The 18,419-nt window shown below is 38.4% G+C and carries 25 protein-coding genes; all 25 read right to left on the reverse strand.

What is annotated here, in order from left to right; genetic code table 11:
• Nucleotides 1-6: 6 nt before the first annotated feature.
• The 25 genes from F9U64_RS18815 to F9U64_RS18930 all read right to left on the reverse strand — a co-directional run bounded on the left by F9U64_RS18815 (nt 7) and on the right by F9U64_RS18930 (nt 18,409).
• Nucleotides 7-1,077, reverse strand: a complete 1,071-nt coding sequence (locus F9U64_RS18815; protein WP_153406442.1) for a LamG-like jellyroll fold domain-containing protein — start codon at nt 1,075-1,077, stop codon at nt 7-9.
• Between the two features lies 1 nt (nt 1,078).
• Complete coding sequence (locus F9U64_RS18820) at nt 1,079-2,581, reverse strand: phage tail fiber repeat family protein (RefSeq protein WP_153406443.1); 1,503 nt, start codon at nt 2,579-2,581, stop codon at nt 1,079-1,081.
• A complete protein-coding gene (locus F9U64_RS23405) occupies nt 2,578-2,712 on the reverse strand; it encodes a hypothetical protein (RefSeq protein WP_266095258.1) in 135 nt (44 codons plus the stop codon). Before F9U64_RS23405 ends, F9U64_RS18820 begins: the two co-directional genes overlap by 4 nt.
• Nucleotides 2,709-3,023: a hypothetical protein gene (locus F9U64_RS18825; protein ID WP_153406444.1), complete on the reverse strand. Its 315-nt coding sequence runs from the start codon at nt 3,021-3,023 to the stop codon at nt 2,709-2,711. Before F9U64_RS18825 ends, F9U64_RS23405 begins: the two co-directional genes overlap by 4 nt.
• Entirely contained in the window at nt 3,023-3,802 is a 780-nt protein-coding gene (locus F9U64_RS18830) for a phage tail protein I (RefSeq protein ID WP_153406445.1), read from the reverse strand. Before F9U64_RS18830 ends, F9U64_RS18825 begins: the two co-directional genes overlap by 1 nt.
• Complete coding sequence (locus F9U64_RS18835; RefSeq protein ID WP_153406446.1) at nt 3,795-4,913, reverse strand: baseplate assembly protein; 1,119 nt, start codon at nt 4,911-4,913, stop codon at nt 3,795-3,797. Before F9U64_RS18835 ends, F9U64_RS18830 begins: the two co-directional genes overlap by 8 nt.
• Entirely contained in the window at nt 4,900-5,208 is a 309-nt protein-coding gene (locus F9U64_RS18840; protein WP_153406447.1) for a GPW/gp25 family protein, read from the reverse strand. The genes F9U64_RS18835 and F9U64_RS18840 overlap by 14 nt, the downstream gene beginning before the upstream one ends.
• A 14-nt stretch (nt 5,209-5,222) precedes the next feature.
• Complete coding sequence (locus F9U64_RS18845) at nt 5,223-5,621, reverse strand: phage tail protein (protein ID WP_153406448.1); 399 nt, start codon at nt 5,619-5,621, stop codon at nt 5,223-5,225.
• 2 nt (nt 5,622-5,623) lie between these two features.
• Nucleotides 5,624-6,079, reverse strand: coding sequence for a phage baseplate assembly protein V (locus F9U64_RS18850; RefSeq protein WP_266095259.1), 456 nt, complete (start codon nt 6,077-6,079; stop codon nt 5,624-5,626).
• The gene (locus F9U64_RS18855) at nt 6,079-7,098 is read right to left on the reverse strand and encodes a phage late control D family protein (protein ID WP_153406450.1); all 1,020 of its coding nucleotides are present in this window, start codon (nt 7,096-7,098) and stop codon (nt 6,079-6,081) included. Before F9U64_RS18855 ends, F9U64_RS18850 begins: the two co-directional genes overlap by 1 nt.
• A complete protein-coding gene (locus F9U64_RS18860; RefSeq protein WP_153406451.1) occupies nt 7,095-7,310 on the reverse strand; it encodes a tail protein X in 216 nt (71 codons plus the stop codon). The genes F9U64_RS18855 and F9U64_RS18860 overlap by 4 nt, the downstream gene beginning before the upstream one ends.
• The gene (locus F9U64_RS18865) at nt 7,303-9,903 is read right to left on the reverse strand and encodes a phage tail tape measure protein (RefSeq protein WP_153406452.1); all 2,601 of its coding nucleotides are present in this window, start codon (nt 9,901-9,903) and stop codon (nt 7,303-7,305) included. The genes F9U64_RS18860 and F9U64_RS18865 overlap by 8 nt, the downstream gene beginning before the upstream one ends.
• A 96-nt stretch (nt 9,904-9,999) precedes the next feature.
• Complete coding sequence (locus F9U64_RS18870) at nt 10,000-10,329, reverse strand: phage tail assembly protein (protein ID WP_153406453.1); 330 nt, start codon at nt 10,327-10,329, stop codon at nt 10,000-10,002.
• 13 nt (nt 10,330-10,342) lie between these two features.
• Nucleotides 10,343-10,870: a phage major tail tube protein gene (locus tag F9U64_RS18875; protein WP_153406454.1), complete on the reverse strand. Its 528-nt coding sequence runs from the start codon at nt 10,868-10,870 to the stop codon at nt 10,343-10,345.
• Nucleotides 10,871-10,887: 17 nt separating this feature from the next.
• On the reverse strand, nt 10,888-12,345 hold the full coding sequence (locus F9U64_RS18880) for a phage tail sheath family protein (RefSeq protein WP_153406455.1): 1,458 nt from the start codon (nt 12,343-12,345) through the stop codon (nt 10,888-10,890).
• Complete coding sequence (locus F9U64_RS18885) at nt 12,345-12,695, reverse strand: hypothetical protein (RefSeq protein ID WP_153406456.1); 351 nt, start codon at nt 12,693-12,695, stop codon at nt 12,345-12,347. Before F9U64_RS18885 ends, F9U64_RS18880 begins: the two co-directional genes overlap by 1 nt.
• Nucleotides 12,685-13,149 carry a hypothetical protein gene (locus tag F9U64_RS18890; protein ID WP_153406457.1) on the reverse strand — a complete coding sequence of 155 codons (465 nt, stop codon included), beginning with the start codon at nt 13,147-13,149 and terminating at the stop codon, nt 12,685-12,687. The genes F9U64_RS18885 and F9U64_RS18890 overlap by 11 nt, the downstream gene beginning before the upstream one ends.
• Nucleotides 13,149-13,706: a phage tail protein gene (locus tag F9U64_RS18895; RefSeq protein ID WP_153406458.1), complete on the reverse strand. Its 558-nt coding sequence runs from the start codon at nt 13,704-13,706 to the stop codon at nt 13,149-13,151. The genes F9U64_RS18890 and F9U64_RS18895 overlap by 1 nt, the downstream gene beginning before the upstream one ends.
• Nucleotides 13,707-13,714: 8 nt before the next feature.
• On the reverse strand, nt 13,715-14,038 hold the full coding sequence (locus F9U64_RS18900) for a hypothetical protein (RefSeq protein WP_153406459.1): 324 nt from the start codon (nt 14,036-14,038) through the stop codon (nt 13,715-13,717).
• Nucleotides 14,028-14,321: a hypothetical protein gene (locus F9U64_RS18905; protein ID WP_153406460.1), complete on the reverse strand. Its 294-nt coding sequence runs from the start codon at nt 14,319-14,321 to the stop codon at nt 14,028-14,030. Before F9U64_RS18905 ends, F9U64_RS18900 begins: the two co-directional genes overlap by 11 nt.
• Before the next feature lie 9 nt (nt 14,322-14,330).
• Entirely contained in the window at nt 14,331-14,666 is a 336-nt protein-coding gene (locus tag F9U64_RS18910) for a DUF2190 family protein (protein WP_153406461.1), read from the reverse strand.
• Nucleotides 14,667-14,685: 19 nt separating this feature from the next.
• Nucleotides 14,686-16,161, reverse strand: a complete 1,476-nt coding sequence (locus F9U64_RS18915; RefSeq protein WP_228275797.1) for a phage major capsid protein — start codon at nt 16,159-16,161, stop codon at nt 14,686-14,688.
• A complete protein-coding gene (locus F9U64_RS18920; RefSeq protein ID WP_153406462.1) occupies nt 16,158-16,769 on the reverse strand; it encodes an HK97 family phage prohead protease in 612 nt (203 codons plus the stop codon). Before F9U64_RS18920 ends, F9U64_RS18915 begins: the two co-directional genes overlap by 4 nt.
• Complete coding sequence (locus tag F9U64_RS18925; protein WP_228275798.1) at nt 16,756-18,186, reverse strand: phage portal protein; 1,431 nt, start codon at nt 18,184-18,186, stop codon at nt 16,756-16,758. Before F9U64_RS18925 ends, F9U64_RS18920 begins: the two co-directional genes overlap by 14 nt.
• 4 nt (nt 18,187-18,190) lie before the next feature.
• Nucleotides 18,191-18,409, reverse strand: coding sequence for a peptidylprolyl isomerase (locus F9U64_RS18930; protein WP_153406464.1), 219 nt, complete (start codon nt 18,407-18,409; stop codon nt 18,191-18,193).
• Nucleotides 18,410-18,419: the final 10 nt, after the last annotated feature.

Raw genomic sequence — 18,419 nt, forward strand, 5'->3', positions numbered from 1 at the left:
CTCCTTTTAATTTATTGATACACTGTAAGTTATTCTTGATCTAAAGGTTAGTTTGTCATTTACTTCTGCAATTGATCGCCCCACAATGGCATTTCTTTTATATGCATTCTGTAAAGGTGTGATCGTTAAATCATTGCCGTTTATAGCTGTTACCGCCACTTGCTCTGTGTTGGTTCCATCGTTAATCGTTATTTCTTGACCAATAAAAAAACCAGCTGCATTTGCAACTGATAGAACAGTAGAACCTGTATTGACTTCAGATTTAGTTAATGTTTGGGTGGCATGTAAAGCCATACCGCTATGGGTAGTAAAATTAGTATGATTGGTTACCGGCCGATAAAACTCCACCAATTCTCCTGCAGAGTTAACAATAAAACCTCTAACTTTGCGATACTTATTTCCACCCCATATTAAGATTTCATCCAGTTGTGACGTTTTCCATGTGGGACCATGAAGCGTACCAGTTTTATGGTTTGTAGTATTATCATTGATTACTTCGCCAGCGCCCTCATTCATTAGCCAATTACCTATTAAATTAGTTTCACTACCACTTAATCTTTTCCACATGGTTTCTTGTATTTCTTGTTTAGTCCTAGCGACATCCCACATTCTAGTGTTGGTTAAATAACCATTAAAAAAGTAACTACCATATGAAGATGCCCATTTCCCCATAATAACAGGCAAATTAGATAAGTCTACACCTTTATTTAAAACTTCAATTACTTCTCCATTTTTAAATATTGTAATAGTATTGTTTTTATATGAAATAGCTAAATGAAACCATTTTTTTTTAGGAACATCAGTATATATATAAGTCATTGAATTTGTCCCACTGTATTCAAGTACCCCATCGCCATGATATATTTGAAGCCTAGTAGCTTGGTAGGGTACTATATTCAAACCTTTATTTAGACTATGATTAAAATTGCCAATTGGCGCTGAATGAGCATTAAAGTCATTTACAAAACATTCTATCTCAAATGTTACCTCGTTTAACTCTCCATATGGATCAGTTTCAATATAATCGCCATCACCATCAAAATTTAAATAATTATCACCTATTTGCATATTTTTCATATCAAATCACCTTAAATACTATATCATTTGGAGACACTGAAGGAATATCAGATTCGCTGTAAGATACATGAATTTTACCAGCGTTAGATGATATAAAATTACTATCATTTGCTAAGTCACTAGTATTATGCGGGATGGTAGGCTTGCCTGTTAATTCACTATATTTACCGCTAAATTCTGATTTATTATTCCATTTTAATTTTTCAGCATCTGTTACAAAACGATGTGTAGAATTTTGTAATATATCAGTAGGATAATGGTCATGTTGGGAAGGCGGAAAATTAGCAGGCACATTAGTTAAATGATTATAAGAACCACTAAAGTATGATATTTTCCTCCAATTTCCCCACTCCGCATTACTTGTACCTACCCTATATAAAATACCATTTGTTCCGTATACAATTTGTCTCGGATAGCCACCTGAACCATCTTTCCAAGGGGTGTATGTTTCAAGGAAACAATAGGTTCCACTTACAAAATCATCTACATGGATAATGCTGGTCCTTTTAAACTCAACTTGCAATGATGTTGATACTTCAGACATTTCCATATATTCTAATGGAGTATAATCTACATCTCTCGTATCTTCCCCTGGTATAAAATTATGAGTATGGGTTGAAAGCAGAGTGTCAATTTCGTTTTTCGTATACTTATCTAAATCCGTTATATCTGACTCAGTGTGAGTATGTCCTGTATTACTTTTTCCTCTTAGTTTAGTATCTACTTGTTCCTTCGTATACTTATCCAAGTCTGTAATATCATCTTCCACATGTTTATGGCCAGTATTAGATTTGCCAGAAAGTTTATTTTCTACTTCTTCCTTTGTATATTTATCTAAATCTTCAATATCACTTTCTGTGTGGGAATGAGTCTGAGGTGGATATTTACTAGGTTTATTGACAACATCAGACCAATCAATAACTAAATCTACACCTTCTGCCTCAGATGTTTTAATAAAGTTTGTACCATCATATACATATTCTGCCCATCCACTATTAACAGTTGAATCAGCGCTTGCATCAATAACCATAACACGTAATCCCTCGAATTTATCTAAGGCATCCCGCGCTGTAATATCTGCTGCTATTTTTATTTCCTTTAAATTTGTAGGTAACTGACTACCATGGATAATACCACTACTATTTAGTGTTGCAATACCATTTGGTTGGCCTTTTTCATTATTTAAACCTTGTATATCTCCTTCAAGATCTAATAACTTATTATTATGAGCAGTTAATGTATCTTCAGTGGAAGTAATACGTAACTCATGGCCATCAACTGATTCTTTATTGGAGGAAATCCTTAATTCATGGTTTTCTAATTCTTCACCGATAGAAACTAATTGATTGCTATGTTGAGATATGTTTTCTGATTCTTCTGATAACCTAGTGAGTTCTCCCTCAATCTTATTCATATTATCTGCATGAATAGGTGTACCTTCTTGTAATATATTCCCTTCACTGTCTGTAACTCTATTCTTCCACTCGGTAGGTTGATATGTCATTTCTTATCATTCCTTGATACCGTCAACTGAATACCTATTAATACAGTAATAATGATTAACCATAACCACCAATAATGAAAGAACTTTTCCCCTTCTGTCATGTGAATCATATCATGGAGGAATTCCCTCATAAGACATCAACTCCCTTTTCGTTGATTGTCAATTCAAATGCAAAAACTAAAACTAATCCATCTTCCGCTTTATCAATCTTATATGGTTTTATTGCTAGCACTTCATTCATACTTGTTAATAATTGTGCCTCTTCCACATGTCCTGTTTCAGTTTCCAGGTAAAGATATTTCCGAAGTTCGTTACCTTCTTGAATTGTTCTGAATATATCGTAATTTACATATTGACCATTTAATTTTACTTTTCCGCGTTTAATTAATTCATTCCAATAGTTAATCGTTTTTTCTATAAAGATTGGTTGGACAACCGTCATTAGATTTCCCCCTCTCCTACATAAACCTCACCAACACGTTTATATAGCACATCATTATTTTGATATTCTTCCGCTAACATCACATTTATCTGTTCTTCTTCAACACTGATCTGCGATGTGTTGAAAGTATTACAAATAGGATAATAGACATCGAATCCATAGGATTGGTTATCAACCTGTACGGAAGTATTTGCTAAAGCACCGGGTTTATTTGCCGTTTGGAACTTGTTACATATCCTGTACTCAATCGGAAAATTATAGAGATGAGTATTCAATACTAGGGATTCCTTTGTTATGATCTCAACACTTTCTAATTTAGACCGTTTATTTTTGGTCGCTTCAACCATTTCCCGTAATCTTGATAAATCATTATTTAGAATGGTGTGATGATTTAATTCAATTTTAAAAAAATAAGGTCTACCTCCATATTTAAACCATTCTGTTACTTTTGCATCATCAAAGATAATGGACACCACATTCTCTACAGCCATTGGTGTTCCTTTTTTTCGATGCCACTGAGTTGCCTGTTCGATTAGTTTTCTTTTTTGATCTAAAGGCAAAGTGTTTTCATAGAAATCGACATGTCTTTGATATGCTAAAAAATCTAGCAAGTGTTCAGGAAGGTTACTCACATCACTTAAATTAGATAGAGATTCTGCTTCCCTGTAGGCTTCCTTGAATTCTTTCTCTAAGGCATTGGCAAGTGCAACAACAAACGGATCTGATTGAAGACTGGAGGGAAGGAGTTTAGCTACAATATTATCTTGTAAACTATTCATCCACTAAACCTCCGAAAGCTATATTGGTTAAATTCTCCTTCGCTACTTGATTTTTATCAACCTGAAGATACATAGTAGAATTAACTGCCACTCGATAAGCTCCAGCTTTTTTCATTCTTGCAATTAGTTCCGATAAATCGATATCTCTACCCATCTTTTCTTTTTGCCAAATTAAATAATTTTCATATGCCCTCTCAATGTTTTTTTGAGTGGTAGAAAGAACGGAAGCTTTTGATTGTAAAACCCAATATTGAACATCAACATCATATAAAACTTGTGTTGGCGCACCAACAGTGACTTGGTCAGTTAAAGGACGAATGGATTTATCTGAGCATATCTCAAGTACTTTATCTAATATTTCTTGTGATGGTAGTTCTCCATTTTGAAGCAGCACACGTATATCAATTGTTCCTTCAATTGGACTATCCACATCCACATCAACTATTGCTTGACTCGCTGTTTTTGACCAATATTCATAGGCACCTTCGGGCCCTGCAACAGAGAACGATTCTGGAGCAATTCGTATCCTTTCTGCATAAGGGTCATTTGCTTCTTTATCTACTCCCCCACTGGATATAGAAATGTTTTTCACACCTTTCACCCATGGCAATGGGCGAACCAAGTTCGTAATTTCTCCAGGTAAATATCCATTTCCTATTGTCCCCACTTCAGTACATAATGCTTTTACTTCTGCAATGTGCTGACCAACAGGGACAACAATCGTTTTTTCTGTTTCAAAGTAGGTATCTGTCCCAACTAAAAAAAGAGTACCCGCTTCAATTAATAAGCTTGACACTCTTTCCTCTTCCAGAGTAAATTCCATCGTTGTAATTGCTGCTTTCGCTTCCAATCTTGGTGTATTATAATCCTCACCTTTGTGATCGAGATGATCACCTACCGCATAAGCTAATAAATTTTGCTTTAATGCATAATCTAAATTGTTTCTTTCCTGTACAATATAAGGAACTAATGATTGAGCGAACTTCCTTCGTGGATCTGCATTTGTAAATGTCATTCCTGTTTCCTTTTCAATGGAAGCTAAAATATCTTGCTCTATTTGTTCCGGTTCCTTTTGGAGAAATTGAACATCAGGTAAATTAAATCGATTCATCTATTCTCACCCTCACTATTGGCTCTAATTCACCGTTAAGAAAATCACCTTCTATCTTTACTTCCTCCACGATCGCTCTTGGTTCATAGTTGTGGATTGCTTGAGTAATTCTCGCGATATTCACAGCTCTTGCCCTTTGTATAGGGGCATCAAGATCTGGCACCCACCCAAAATCTCGATCCATGGGACAGCTGTATTTTACCGTCCTTAGAATAAACCCCACATTTTGTAAAATCTCTTGGATACCCGTAGCTCCAAAATTCACTTCTTTTAATTTCTTCACTTCATAAGGCATTTGCTTCACCTTCTTTACAATCGATACTCCTTAAGATTTATGTTCACTTCTGCAATTAAAATGTTTCCAAACGGATCAATGGAACGGTAAGATTCTGTAAAATATGGCAGGGACCAATGATTAACAGAGATAGGGCGACCTCCAAGGATAAAAGGAGCAACTTGTCCAGTATCACGCATGACTCTCAATATTTCTAATTGCTTTGATGGATTGACCCCTAGTTCAGCTTTTAATAAAATTTGAAAATTGAGTTCTTCTAATCCTGGTCCTGTGAATTCTGATTTAGGCTTTTTCAAACTTACTTCGTGATCTGACCATCTACCGGATCCACTTCTTTCCAAGTTTCGAAACGTTTGTACCCGTTTATCTGATACTTCAAATACAATTTCGCCATACGTTCCGATTTTCGCCATAATCAGCCACCTCCATTCGGTTTAGATGTGACAGTACTTGTTTCATCATGGGTGTGATATTTCAAACTAATCCCATCTGCCACAACATCCCCCTGCACATTGATATCTCCACTAGCCTTTATATTAATCGGGCCTACTGCCTGAATGGTCAACGTACTGTTAGATGTGTCATAATCCAATGTAGTCCCATCCTCAAATTTCATATGTCTTTTCGTTCGACTTTGAACCGGTGGAGTATCACCATCCGAATATAATGCTCCAATAATAAATCCCTGCTTCTGTTCTGTTAAAACACATAGCACTTCCTCTTCAATACTAGGCAGCCAGTAATCTTTATTTTTCAACGAGCCTCTCACAAGAATTTGATATTCAGCCGATACAACACTCGTATCAGGGAATTCTACTCTTGCGACTGCCCTTATCTCATCGATGGACCTCACAATACCGACTCTAATCATTAGTAACCCTCCAAGCATTTCCGCACTTGTAATGTAACAAACTCCGGAGAGTGGACCACCTGGGTTATGATATACTTTCCATCAAACCAACCAAATTTTTTTAAGTCTACGGTCATTCCTGCATCTAAGTGTTTTTCACTCAATACTTCCAACAAAAGTGTAGTGGCATCTTTATTTGCTTCCCGAAGTTTATTCTTGGCCAACCGTTGTGCTTCTCCAACTGATTTCACATCTTGCTTCACAACTAGAGTCCGCCCAACTTTCGGCGCTTTCGGTGGAGTAAATGTTGCTTTAATAGCTTTCTTTTTATTCGAATCCATTGTTTCTACTCTGCAGTCTTTATAGGTACCTGTTAAGGTAGTTCTGGCTGACCAGTTTTTTACCTCAATAGTACTGTCCCCACTATTATCCCGATAGATGGCTTCGACTGTTGGTTTTCTTTCATAATCCGCCTCATCTAATATCACAATAGAGAGGTTCGAGATTTTTAAACACAATCCCTCATCATTACATAATCGATATAAAAAAGCTAAGTCCGTTTCGCTCTCCTGTTCATACCGATCTTTCTTTGGATTTTCGTTCGCCTGGTAATAAAGCTTTAATCCATTAGCTTTCGCTATATCATTAGCGACTACTTTTAAAGTGGTTTTTTCCCAAGCTTTAGATTTATACTCACTTCGAATGCTGGTCCTTTCCGGAACTGCTAAAGCTTTGATTGTCATATCTGTTGGTGGCCCTTTAGCATCAATTTCATCTACTTCAAAGCGACCAATTTTTGTTTTCACTTTTTCGGATGTCCAGTTATTCTTAGTGATAGCTGCAACAATGGTGGATCCCTTAGATGGGAACCAACTATCCAACCAAACTGTTTCAACATCATCCACAATTAATTGTAAGTCATCAATTTGACCACTTAAATTGTCGGTAAATGACCAATGCTTTGTTTGGCCAGCTAAGTAAGTAGAAAGGTTTTGATTATTGTAGGTAATATCCAAGTAAGTTCTTCTACTATTGGTCATACCTCATCCACCTCACCCAACCAGTCGGGCCGTTCTGTATAAGTTGTCGTATCAATATCTGGTATATTTAATTCGATTCCACCAGAAAAGATTACCGTTTGTCGGTGTCCTTTATTAACTTCCAATAACAAAGGGAGCAAATATTCGCTCCCTAATGCATCATAGGCAATTCTATCCCAGGTGTCTCCTTGCTTTGTTATATAATTATCCATCATAACTCACCCTTTTATTTAAACCCTGTGTACCACCAATCGAAGATGGGACTTGTACGTTATTAATGCGTGTGCTTAAATTTCGAAGTGCTTCTTCCACTTGTTGGCCGGCAGTCTTAATTCCTTTTAATGACTCCAACCAACCTTCTGCATTCTTAGATTGTTCAGCTAAAGCTTTTAAACTGTCGTTTACTTTAGTAGTAGATTCTTTCAGCTTCTTTGTATCCTCGCTTACTTTGGAAGCTTCTGTATTTATTTTATTAGAAGAACTATTAGAGAACCTACCAGTCGGCATTTCTTTTTGTGCGATAGTGGTCGCTCTTTGAGAAGCATAGTTCGCTACTTTTGGGTTGGAGGCATCGACTGCCTTTCCACCTGCAACACTACCACCGACAGAACCAATAATACCGCCAATAATACCACCAATAGTCGTACCAATTAGTGGGACGACCGAACCTGCCGCAGCTCCTGCTGCAGCTCCACCCAATCCACCTGCAATTCCGCCAGCCCCTGAAGCTATAGCTTTAGGTTTATCATCGGACGTTGCTGCATCTAATGCAGTTGTGGCGACTGCTATTGGTAACAACCTTTGTCCAACAAATTTAGCACCTTTTCCTAAAAATCCTGTAGCTTTACTGAAGGCTCCGCCAATTCCGTTTTTCTTAGATGAAGAAGTGGAAGCTTTGGTTCGATTGTTATTAGGCGTGTTTGTATTTTGTGCTTGCTTCTTTTTGTTTTTCTTTTTTTTGTTATCGTTAGATGAATTATTATTCTTTTTCTTCGTGTTGGAAGAATTAGAAGTTATTTCTTTGGCACTGGAGCCTCTCTTATTAAAAACTTTTTTCCCTAGATTAATTGCGCCTCTCCCTAAGCCAATGCCACCTTTTATTAAAGCTCCGCCACCTAACATATATGCCAAGGCGCCTGTTCCTAAAGCAGAAAATACATTCCCTTCTCCTAGATTCTCCATGGAAGTTTCCACTGCCCCTGTAAATGCTTTGTACCATGCTTTGGCTGCTATTTCTCCTAACTTGGTAAAGATCTTATTCATGCTCTCTCCACCAGAACCACTGAGCCATTCTTCTACTTTCGTCATGGTTTCATCCAGCATATACACTACTTTATCGCCAAAATCCATGTCTTGAAATAGATTATATTTTTTCATGTCTTTTTGATATTGTGCCATGGCTTCGGGATATAACTGTAATTCTTTCGAAAACTCTGGTTTTTGCATCGCAAAAGGATCCAAGATGTCTCTTAGGCCACTTGCGAATTTTTCACCAGCTTTTTCGATCCCCCCCATGTTGTCATCAATCATTCCGGTTAATCCTTTAAAGGTATCTTCCAAAACCGGCAATACAGGAGTCATAAATTTAATTTGGGCTGATTCATAAGCACCTTGTAATTGTTCCAATGAACCTGCATAATTATCCTTCATGGCTTTAGCTGCCTCATTTGCTGCACCTGTTGAGGTTTCTAAAGATGTCGTTAAATTATCAATTTTATCAGCACCTGCAGCAAACAAGTTGATCATTCCGGTAGCTGCCTCTGTTCCAAATACAGTGGAAGCGTATTGTACTTTTTGCGTATCGGTTAAATCTTTCGTTGCCTTATTCCATTCTTCCGACAACTCAGCTAGACTCTTAAATTTCCCTTCCGAATCAGTCACCGACAAATTTAATTTATCCAATACTTTACGCGCTTCTTTTGGTGGATCGGACAATCTTATAAGCGCCATTCGTAAAGAAGTACCCGCTTGCTCTCCAGCTAACCCTCTATCTACCATCAAACCAGTGGCAGATGCCAATTCCTCCATACGAATGCCTAACGTATTAGCAACTGGTGCAGCATATTTAAACGAATATCCTAAATCTTCTACACCCGCTGCTGTTTTGTTGGCACTCATGGCCATAACATCTGCCACATGGTTTGCTTTTTCTGCCCCTAATTCAAAGGCATTCAACGCAGAGGTAACGACATCAGAAGTCATCGCCAAATCTTCTCCGGACGCTTCAGCTGCTGATAGAATACCAGGCATAGCGTTAATGATTTTATTCGTATCCATCCCTTTTGCAGCTAGTTCAGTCATGGCACTGGCTACTTGACTGGCTGATAAAGACGTACTAGCTCCTAGCTCTAACGCTGTATTATTCAATCGTTGTAAATCCGAAGAGGAAGCACCGGCTATAACCCCAACTTTGGCCATTTGTTGTTCAAATCTACCTGCCTGATTGACCGAATCCAAGGCAATGGCAGTGGCTGCAACGGTGGATCCTAGCGCTGTAATACTGGCAACTTGTTTCGTAGTATTCAAGCCATTACTAAAGGCTGTTCGAAAATTCTGCACGCGCTTCTGAGCTTGTTCCAATTTCGTAAGCTCCCTAGTCATACGTTCGGTTGCTTCACTGTACTGATCTTGCGTGATTTTTCCACGCTTAAAGTCATTGTTAAGCCGGTCTAAATCCCGTTGTGTTTGCCTGGCTTGGTTTCGAACGTTTACTAAGTTTTTTGATACTCCTTGGAAAGCGTTAGTGAAGGAACTAGCTAGCTTTCCACCAATTTGAAAACTCATTTCAAACGTCTTTCTAGCCATCCTTCTTCGCCTCCTCCACTAATGTATCCTTCCATTCTTGTAATTGGCCCATGGTTTGTTTCTCCCAATAATCAATACTGGTGTACGTATTGATGGCTAGCTGGATGAGGATGGATCGGAATTCTCGGCTACCTCCGTTGGATCCAACAATCCCATCAAAAAATTCCGCACCGTAAAAGTAACTTCCAAGAAATCAGGGACGGATAATCTTTCTAAGTCATCTGGAAGAATACCACATGATTTAGAAGCCAATGTTAAAAGGATTTTTTGATTATTGATATTATCGAATCCTCTGATGTCCCCATCCTGTCTCAATTCGTTGTCTATTTTCAAAATATCGGATCCCGTTAGTTGATCCAACTTTAAATTCAATTCTTTAATTTGCTTACCTTCTAATTCCAATGGTTTATCTAATGTGATTTTCATTTTTACCCCTCCATTACATTCCTAGTGCTTCTCTTAAATCAGCCATATAATCTACACCATCTACTTTGTAGATATAATTGATCTTGTCAAATTCTAAAATGGTTCTACCATCTCGCTCCAACTTCATATATAGCACTTCTACTTCTGAGGAACCTTCATACGGCGTTCCTTTTTCTGCTTTTCCTGGGTCGTTACTGGTTGGAATACCACGAACCAACACTTTATTTGGTACAAACTCATGTTTTCCTTTGGTTGGATTGTATTCTTGATTAGCTAAACGACAATCGATCATTAGGGTTTGTGGTTTTAAAAATTCGGTTAGGTCATCATTTAACACTGTCCAATTAATGGTTAATTTCATAGATCCTAAATGACCAATGTTTGGTGATTCATACTCTCCGGCAATCCCACCACCACTTACAGTTTCAGTCATCGATTCTAGTGGTGGTAGCTGAAGGTCGGAAATCCCTTTAGAATCCGTAGAACCATTCACATAAACACGAAAATCATTTAACTTTTCCGGTATATTCTTCTGTCCCATATTATCTTACCTCCTGCTTATTGTGGGAATAGGCGATTGTAATAATTCGCATCAAATTCCACGATAAATTCTAAACTTCTACCTGGTGTTGGTGAGGCAACGAATACATGAAACTTCACGATGCCATCTAATAAGTCTGTCTGAGGGTTTTCTTCTTTTCGAAACTCGACTCGTCCACCCAGTAATGCACCGGTTGCCGTCAGGCCATTCAACCAAATCGTTAAACTATCTGCAACGGTATCGATTAATCGCCGGTTTGTTGGATCATCTACATTCTGCCATGTGGTGAGAATGATGGTATTTTGAATCCAATTATGCATGCGACGAACCGGAATAAAGGAATCCTTCACATCAGTGATAGAAGGATAAGCACCTGTTCGATTTCCCCAGGCTTTCCACCCACCAATAAAATTCAACGCTGTGACAATTCCTTGTCCATTTAAGTATGCCGCTTGATCAGGTCCCAAGTTCACTTCCTTTCCATCTTCCAAGATCGCTTTATTCATTTGCAGCGACTCAGTGGATGGACTTTTATATGGAGTATCGTCATATTGGCTGTCAGTAAGGTTAATTAAACTAGCTAATTGAGTAGATAAATAGTATTGTTTTTCTCCTAGTCCTACTTTCGGCCAGCACACAAACTCTAGAGGATCGGTATAATTATTTTGATTCTTCCATTCCGACACTTTAGAATACGTATTGGCAGCTGTAGTGTCTACATCTACAATGGCAGTAGCTTTAAAATACGTATTGATCGTTTCCGCTTTTGCTTTCATAACTGCTTCGACCATTGGATCTTTACTGTATTTCGGTGCGATAATGGTTCCTGGTACTAAGCCAAATTTCGGGAACACGGTATTAATTAATTCCAATCCAGTGGAATCGCCTGTGTTTACATCCACACCACCGATGATATCCGAATAGTCTACTTTGCCAGGATCCAATTTGGTATAGCCGATTACTAGAGTTCTTTGTTCAGATGGGATACCCCCACCGTCAATTACAGTGATGATGGTATGTCCATTGTCATCAAAGGAAGTTAGGTAATCCGTATCTTTTACCAAGTTGCTTTCTGATGCTGCCGTTAATTTAACAGTTAAGGTATCTAACAAGGCCCCTTCCTCTTCAATGGTTACTTTTTGACTAAGAATCTCCTTTTCGCTAGGTTCAACGATTGTCGAGTGCTTTTCAGGGTCTAATACATTAACCAACACAACAGGTGCCACGCCAAATAAACTAAACGCTGCATCCATTGCTTCACATAACGTATAGTTTTCCCAATCTTCCGAATATCCTAATGCTTGTACTGCCTCGTTATAACTGTAGGCAAGTAATGGCTGGTTCACATATTCTGTTGTCTGTGCCAGGTTAATAGGTGCTGTACCGACTACCACTTGTAAACCAGCTGTTGCTTCTACCGGGGAAATGATGGAAGTAGGTACTTCACTTGTATGGACTCCATGCTTATATGCCATTATTTATTCACCGCCTTTTTCTTGAAATACTTTTTCGCTTCTTCAAAACGAATGTTTTCCACTGTTCCCTTTACTTGTACATTTTTTTGAAAAGCCTGCAGTTGACTGGTTGGGATAAACAGGTTCTTTAAGGCATTATACTTTTCCAAATCCTCTTTCATTTGAATGGGATAACCATTTTTAAATACAGTAAATTGCGCTACTGAGTTTGTGGTTGGGCCCACATAAATAAAAACAGTCTCTTTATTAGAAACTGTTTCCATGTTCTCTTCCTCTATTTCAGCCATATTTTCCACTTCTTCTTTTTCCTCTGGCTCTTTTTCTTCCACTTTTTTTGTTCTAGTAGTCAAGGCCATTCTCACTCCAATCTAATTGTACTTGAGGCATGTCAAAATCCATATCCATCATGGCAAACCAGTAAGGATATGGTTGTTCCTCAAATAATTCTATTTTGATTCGGTCTCTAAGAGAAAAGGAATCGAGAGCCGGCGACTTTTTTAACGCGATTTTGATCCTCGTTGCAATATTCAACGGATCTCGCCAGCCGTCCTGTTCATCTTCACTAAAAGTTCCTATGATCAGTCGAATACTGGCTACATCATTCTCGTTATCCGACTCGGTAAGGAAACGGACCAGAATATAAGGAAAGTCATCTTCCTCTCTGGATTTCAATTTTGGAGGAAGGTAGCCAGCATAAACTTCTGGTGTTTTGGTAAGGTCATCTTTTTTCGTTTCTAAATCAAAATCATGGACAATTTGTTTTATCCTTTTTACTAAAGCATCTACTAACAAAATAGGAGTCATTATTTATCACCTAACAATCGGTTGATTTCATGATCTAACCGCTGATCTAATACTTCTGTTGCTTTGCTTTCCATTACTTCAATCCCTTCTTCTCCACCTAGCATTTGCGGTAAGGATGGACCATGCAAACTCTTTAATGGATAACGGGCTTTAGAAACTCTTGTAAATACATTCGTATATCCACTACTCGTGGTTAAAACAAAAGAACCAGGTACTTTACCACCTGACCCTTTTTTTACACGAACTGTTGCATATCTTCCACGATTTGGAAAAGGTTGATTAGCTCTTACATGAAAATTACTAACGGATAAGGTTCTACCGTTAACATTGATATCGGCCATCAACTCAGAAGGAAATGCTTTTTTAATTTTTATTTTGTCGAGTGCCGAACGGTTTTTGATTCGGTACGTTTCCCGGACAAATTTTGAGCCTTGGGTTCGGGCTGATTCTGCTGCCCGGTTAATAGACCGAGCAACAACCATTGGCATTCTCTTTGGTGTATCTATCAACTGTTTTTCAATTTTTTCTAATTGAGGAATCGTAATATCAATGGCCATATCGACACCTAACTTTCATAAGAAGATAGATCAATCTTCAACATGCCCATATTTTCTGACACACCAATCACTTCATAATCTTCTTCGTCTAATTGCAGACGATAACCCACTTTGGGTTTAGAATAGGCAGCAGACTTCACATAGATCGTCTTGGTGGATTGGTAGATACCTTCCATAGCACTTTCGAGTTTTTGAGGACCAGAAAATTCATCCATTGTAAATTCATCTATGACGACAGGCATTTCTATACCATCTAAACGATGGAAATCAGCAAATTCTTTGGGATTAATAAAGATATCCAAATCCTTCTTGAGTTGATCTTTAAAGTTCATTTTTAGACTCTTCTTTCAGAATAGCTTCTATCATAGCCGGTTTTCTAGCAGATTCATTAATTCCATCAATTTTTTGTTTCTTAATAATCGCGAATAATTCTTCTCTGGTTTTACTTTCTAAATAAGATTTTGTCATAGAAGTTGGGCTTGTTTTGTTTTGAATGTTAGCCGATTTACTATGGACTAATTTTTTTGCAAAAATCGGATCACAAGAGAAAATATTACCAGGCTCAATCACTCTGCCATTCATAAAAATAGGTTTCACTGCTTCCAGAATGATCATTCCTATCACCTACCCGATTTTCACGCGGGCGATGGTAGTTGCTGCCGGTTTCGCCATGACTACCCAACCAGCTGGTGTATTATCGGTTGCAGTTGCTGTTAACTTCGATCCATCCCAGTACACTTCTTCTCCAACAGCGAACTCTGTTGCTGTATCGGCTGGCATGTCATAAACACCTAAGACGTTAATACTTCCGGTTGCTCCAACAGGAATATCACAACCTGCTACCCCGATTCGATTAGCAAGCGCTACGACGTCATTTGCTTTAATATCTGAAGAGCCGTTATTCGTAAAGTCAATGGACTCTCCACGCTGTACATAATTTGCTTGAGGATTATTTAACATAAGCTATTCTCCCTTTCTATTATTGACCGTTATTTTTAACAACTGTCTTGTAATCTACGATTGTTACACCATAGTCAATATAAATGTCCCACATATAACCTAACTGACCTGCAGGAGGTTGCTTCATCACGATGGTTGGCATATCTACCCCATTCAAAAAGTCCACTTGAATAGGACTTCTTAATTTATCAGCTGTAATATACCATTCTTTTGCTCCGTTTCCAGTCGCATCATCTAACTCTGCATCACTCACAATCTGCAGGCTATTAAAGAATGGGTTCTTGATATTTGGATTAGTTTGATCGGGATCCACATTCGAACCAATAAATTGCCCGGCCTTTGTTTCCAATGCTGTTGGCACAATCATAAATTTAGATGGAATGTTTAATTTTACTTGTCCACCAGCTGCCTTTTGGTTTCTCATTTTAATTCGCATATCAGATAGTGCTTCCACAGTAGGTACAGATGATACAGCAGCGATATTGTTATGCTCTGTATGGAACAATGTTTTTCCATCCCAAATAGCAGGATTTTTCGCTAGTAACTGATATACTAAACGGTTGATACCTAATCGCGCTGATTGTGCATATAGGGCAGGAATCGTAGAAATAAAATCTACATCATCATTAATAAATGCTTGTCTAGACATAGAGAATTGACGGCCAAATGTCAATAATTGACGTTGTGGACCTTCTTCCGCATTAACCATGTCGTGCTTTAATTCCCCGTTTTGAGGAACTTCCAATAGCTCGCCTGCAGTTCCCACTTGATACGTTTTCGTTGGTCGGAAATCTTTCAGTGTTCCTCGCTTCGTCCACAATTGATACGTAGTTTCTGCATCTGTATAAGCTTTTTCAAATACTGTACGTGCTGTTTGATCCATGATGCCCGTAAAAAGACTGGTAGGCGTTAAATATTGACGTAAAATTTCATCATCACTTAATCGGGCAGCATTTGGGATTCCTTCTAACCGTAACGTTTCTTTGGCCATTTCTTTTAAAGATAAACCTCGTAAATCTTTCGCACCTTCTGCTGGTTTTTCAATATCCAAACCAATACGTAAGGCTAATCCATCTCTGGCAGCATCACGGAATTTATCTCCTTCATCCTGGATAATTCCCACGCTGGATGGTCTTCCATTTTTCATTTGTTTCTCTATAATGGCAGCACGTACATCTTCTACTGATTTACCATCTTTAATATACTCATCAGGTTCTAAGTCAAAGTGTCTGCAGAGATTGGTGATATCTGCCGTTCGTTGTCTTTCCGTATCCATCGCTTGTTTTACCAGATCACTAGTGTCTTGAATTGGATCAGCAGTCTTCAAAATGTTAGTATCGTCACGCGCTTGATTCTTTTCATTCTCTCGAATGGCATTAATTTTTTCTTGCAATTGATCAAACTCACGCTGCTCTTGTTCGTTTAAATCTCTCTGTTCCGCCTTTGCAGCTTCTACAATTTCTCTTTGTCTATCAAGTAATTCTCTTAGATTCATTCGTTTCGTCCTCCTACATAATTTTCATTTAATTGAATTTGTTTAAAATAAATTGATTTTGGTTGGGAGCTGGTTTGTTTTTGAAAGGGCAATCCACTTTCCATTTCTCGTCCCACTCCTACACTTGCATCAGCTGGAATGGATACAATGGAGATTTCGAGTGGCAACCACTTTAGAGCAATATTACATGGTCCTTTGAAACGACCATCGCTTGAGGTCTTCCCGGATCCGACTTCTTCCCAGCTGTCTACTCGGTACCCTACACTAACACCTTTTAGAGTCTTGTTTTTCACTTTTTGATAAATCACTTCACTTGCTTCATCCTCATCAAAAGTTACAAGAGCAAGGCCACGACCATTTTCCACCCAGGCTTTATCAATTCTACCAATTACTTTATCCCTCGAGTGGTTATAAAGTAGACAGCCAATTTCGTTTAACCGTGTTAAATCACAAGCCCCATCGTTATGGCTTAGTATTTCTGGTCCGAACCATCGATCATATGGTTCTTCGCTTGAAAAGCTTAATTCTACTTGCCTCTTTTCATCATCGATAGCTTTTGCATTAATTGTCGTGTCGCGACTTAATTCGATCGTTTTACGCTTCGTCATCTTTTATCACCCCCTTTAACTTCATGTATTCTAATTCTCTTGCTCTTTGCTCCACTACATCTTTCCAGTCAGAACCGGCAGCTGCTGCTATTTCTGCAAGTGTTAATTGATTGGTTTCTAAAGACACTTTATTGGCATTCGCTTCTTTCAATGGATCAATCCATTTTTGTCCTGGTGGTGTCCAACTATGTTTCATGTATTCTTTTTTCTTATTCCAGAAATGTTGGACCTGGACAGCACCACTTAACACAGCAGAAATTAAAAAGGTTTCATAGACTTCGGTTAATAAATGTTGAATCATATACTGTTGCTCCATGGCATACGTTTTCTGGTCTTCCAGTAAGCCTTGACGGGCGCTGCTGTAATTGACTTGGGACATATCACGAGCAATTGCTTCGTATGATATTCCTTGACCACTTCCCGTTAACCGTTGCTGCAGTCTCACAAAGTCGGCAGCACTGGAACCTTGGGCTGGTGGATTGACCACTTTCACATCTTCCCCTGGATTCATTTCCATGATCATTCCTGGACTTAGTGTCTTTCCTTGATAAGAATGATTAGATGTGTTGTTTTGTCTACCGAAGCCATTTCCCCCACCTGGCGTCATTTTCGTTACAAAAACAGATAAACAAGCTGCCACTCTTTCTTTCACACTGACCGCTTCCATATAGGAATTAACATCTTTGATTCTCGTAATAGTAGGAGACATTTCTGACATTTCTCTAATTTGAGAAGGTCTCTTTTTATCCCATAAAAAAATGACATCATCGGCTTTTATACGTTCTGATTTACCAGAATACAAGCCATGAATGTCATACGTTTTAAAATAATAAGCGATGGGGCGATTATACTCGTTGTACTCAATACCATTGACAATCCTTACATTTTTCCTGCTAGCCTGCATGGTATCTAAATCATCCACTTCTCTCACTTGTAATGTAAATGGAAGAACACCACCTTGAGTGTACCGTTTGACGAAGATAATTCCACCATCTATTTTCTTTCTCCGAATAGCCATTTGGCACAACTCTGAAAAACTTTGTTGGTAGGTCACATCGCAATTTCGAGGTTTACACCATTCTTTCCACAGATCTTCAATTTTTGTGTTCAAGGTTTCATCTGATGTTTTTGCTTGCAGTTTAAAACCGGTACCAACCACATTTCGTTCGAATGCTCCAATAATACTCTCTTGCATATCCGAATTTCTTTCTAAATCCCTTGCTCTTGCCCGGATGGTATCCCGGTAGACGCTATCTGTTTGATCTGCAGTAGCATTAACTGTTCTCCAACCGGCATTGAGTCGATCATCGGTACCAGCATCATAATTTCTTATTTCTTCATAACCTTTCTCCCATGCCTTCCTTTGATAAGCCCATTTAGGAGATATGGCAGCTATGGTTTTTTCCAGCCATTCCAAAATATTACCTCCTATCGAAAACACTGACAAACGTGTTCGACAATAGTTCGTTTCCGTTTTGCTCTGCTTGAATCTGTCCTTCTAACTCTTTTCGCCTCTTATACAACAAAGATAAATCGGCTCGCTTTAAACGCATGGAACCTAATTGATATTCTTGGCCACCAATCTCAATTGCAGTAATAGCTTCAGTGATTTGTTTCAGTTGCTCTTGAAGTGTTACCATAGGTGATCAC

Source organism: Gracilibacillus oryzae, assembly GCF_009498735.1.
Lineage (GTDB): Bacteria > Bacillota > Bacilli > Bacillales > Amphibacillaceae > Gracilibacillus > Gracilibacillus oryzae.

What these genes read in the sequence shown, in the direction of transcription:
- F9U64_RS18815 (WP_153406442.1), bottom strand. Translation starts at nt 1,077, where the DNA reads ATGAAAAATATGCAAATAGGTGATAATTATTTAAATTTTGATGGTGAT.
- F9U64_RS18820 (WP_153406443.1), bottom strand. Translation starts at nt 2,581, where the DNA reads ATGACATATCAACCTACCGAGTGGAAGAATAGAGTTACAGACAGTGAA.
- F9U64_RS23405 (WP_266095258.1), bottom strand. Translation starts at nt 2,712, where the DNA reads ATGAGGGAATTCCTCCATGATATGATTCACATGACAGAAGGGGAAAAG.
- F9U64_RS18825 (WP_153406444.1), bottom strand. Translation starts at nt 3,023, where the DNA reads ATGACGGTTGTCCAACCAATCTTTATAGAAAAAACGATTAACTATTGG.
- F9U64_RS18830 (WP_153406445.1), bottom strand. Translation starts at nt 3,802, where the DNA reads ATGAATAGTTTACAAGATAATATTGTAGCTAAACTCCTTCCCTCCAGT.
- F9U64_RS18835 (WP_153406446.1), bottom strand. Translation starts at nt 4,913, where the DNA reads ATGAATCGATTTAATTTACCTGATGTTCAATTTCTCCAAAAGGAACCG.
- F9U64_RS18840 (WP_153406447.1), bottom strand. Translation starts at nt 5,208, where the DNA reads ATGCCTTATGAAGTGAAGAAATTAAAAGAAGTGAATTTTGGAGCTACG.
- F9U64_RS18845 (WP_153406448.1), bottom strand. Translation starts at nt 5,621, where the DNA reads ATGGCGAAAATCGGAACGTATGGCGAAATTGTATTTGAAGTATCAGAT.
- F9U64_RS18850 (WP_266095259.1), bottom strand. Translation starts at nt 6,079, where the DNA reads ATGATTAGAGTCGGTATTGTGAGGTCCATCGATGAGATAAGGGCAGTC.
- F9U64_RS18855 (WP_153406450.1), bottom strand. Translation starts at nt 7,098, where the DNA reads ATGACCAATAGTAGAAGAACTTACTTGGATATTACCTACAATAATCAA.
- F9U64_RS18860 (WP_153406451.1), bottom strand. Translation starts at nt 7,310, where the DNA reads ATGGATAATTATATAACAAAGCAAGGAGACACCTGGGATAGAATTGCC.
- F9U64_RS18865 (WP_153406452.1), bottom strand. Translation starts at nt 9,903, where the DNA reads ATGGCTAGAAAGACGTTTGAAATGAGTTTTCAAATTGGTGGAAAGCTA.
- F9U64_RS18870 (WP_153406453.1), bottom strand. Translation starts at nt 10,329, where the DNA reads ATGAAAATCACATTAGATAAACCATTGGAATTAGAAGGTAAGCAAATT.
- F9U64_RS18875 (WP_153406454.1), bottom strand. Translation starts at nt 10,870, where the DNA reads ATGGGACAGAAGAATATACCGGAAAAGTTAAATGATTTTCGTGTTTAT.
- F9U64_RS18880 (WP_153406455.1), bottom strand. Translation starts at nt 12,345, where the DNA reads ATGGCATATAAGCATGGAGTCCATACAAGTGAAGTACCTACTTCCATC.
- F9U64_RS18890 (WP_153406457.1), bottom strand. Translation starts at nt 13,149, where the DNA reads ATGACTCCTATTTTGTTAGTAGATGCTTTAGTAAAAAGGATAAAACAA.
- F9U64_RS18895 (WP_153406458.1), bottom strand. Translation starts at nt 13,706, where the DNA reads ATGGCCATTGATATTACGATTCCTCAATTAGAAAAAATTGAAAAACAG.
- F9U64_RS18900 (WP_153406459.1), bottom strand. Translation starts at nt 14,038, where the DNA reads ATGAACTTTAAAGATCAACTCAAGAAGGATTTGGATATCTTTATTAAT.
- F9U64_RS18905 (WP_153406460.1), bottom strand. Translation starts at nt 14,321, where the DNA reads ATGATCATTCTGGAAGCAGTGAAACCTATTTTTATGAATGGCAGAGTG.
- F9U64_RS18910 (WP_153406461.1), bottom strand. Translation starts at nt 14,666, where the DNA reads ATGTTAAATAATCCTCAAGCAAATTATGTACAGCGTGGAGAGTCCATT.
- F9U64_RS18915 (WP_228275797.1), bottom strand. Translation starts at nt 16,161, where the DNA reads ATGAATCTAAGAGAATTACTTGATAGACAAAGAGAAATTGTAGAAGCT.
- F9U64_RS18920 (WP_153406462.1), bottom strand. Translation starts at nt 16,769, where the DNA reads ATGACGAAGCGTAAAACGATCGAATTAAGTCGCGACACGACAATTAAT.
- F9U64_RS18930 (WP_153406464.1), bottom strand. Translation starts at nt 18,409, where the DNA reads ATGGTAACACTTCAAGAGCAACTGAAACAAATCACTGAAGCTATTACT.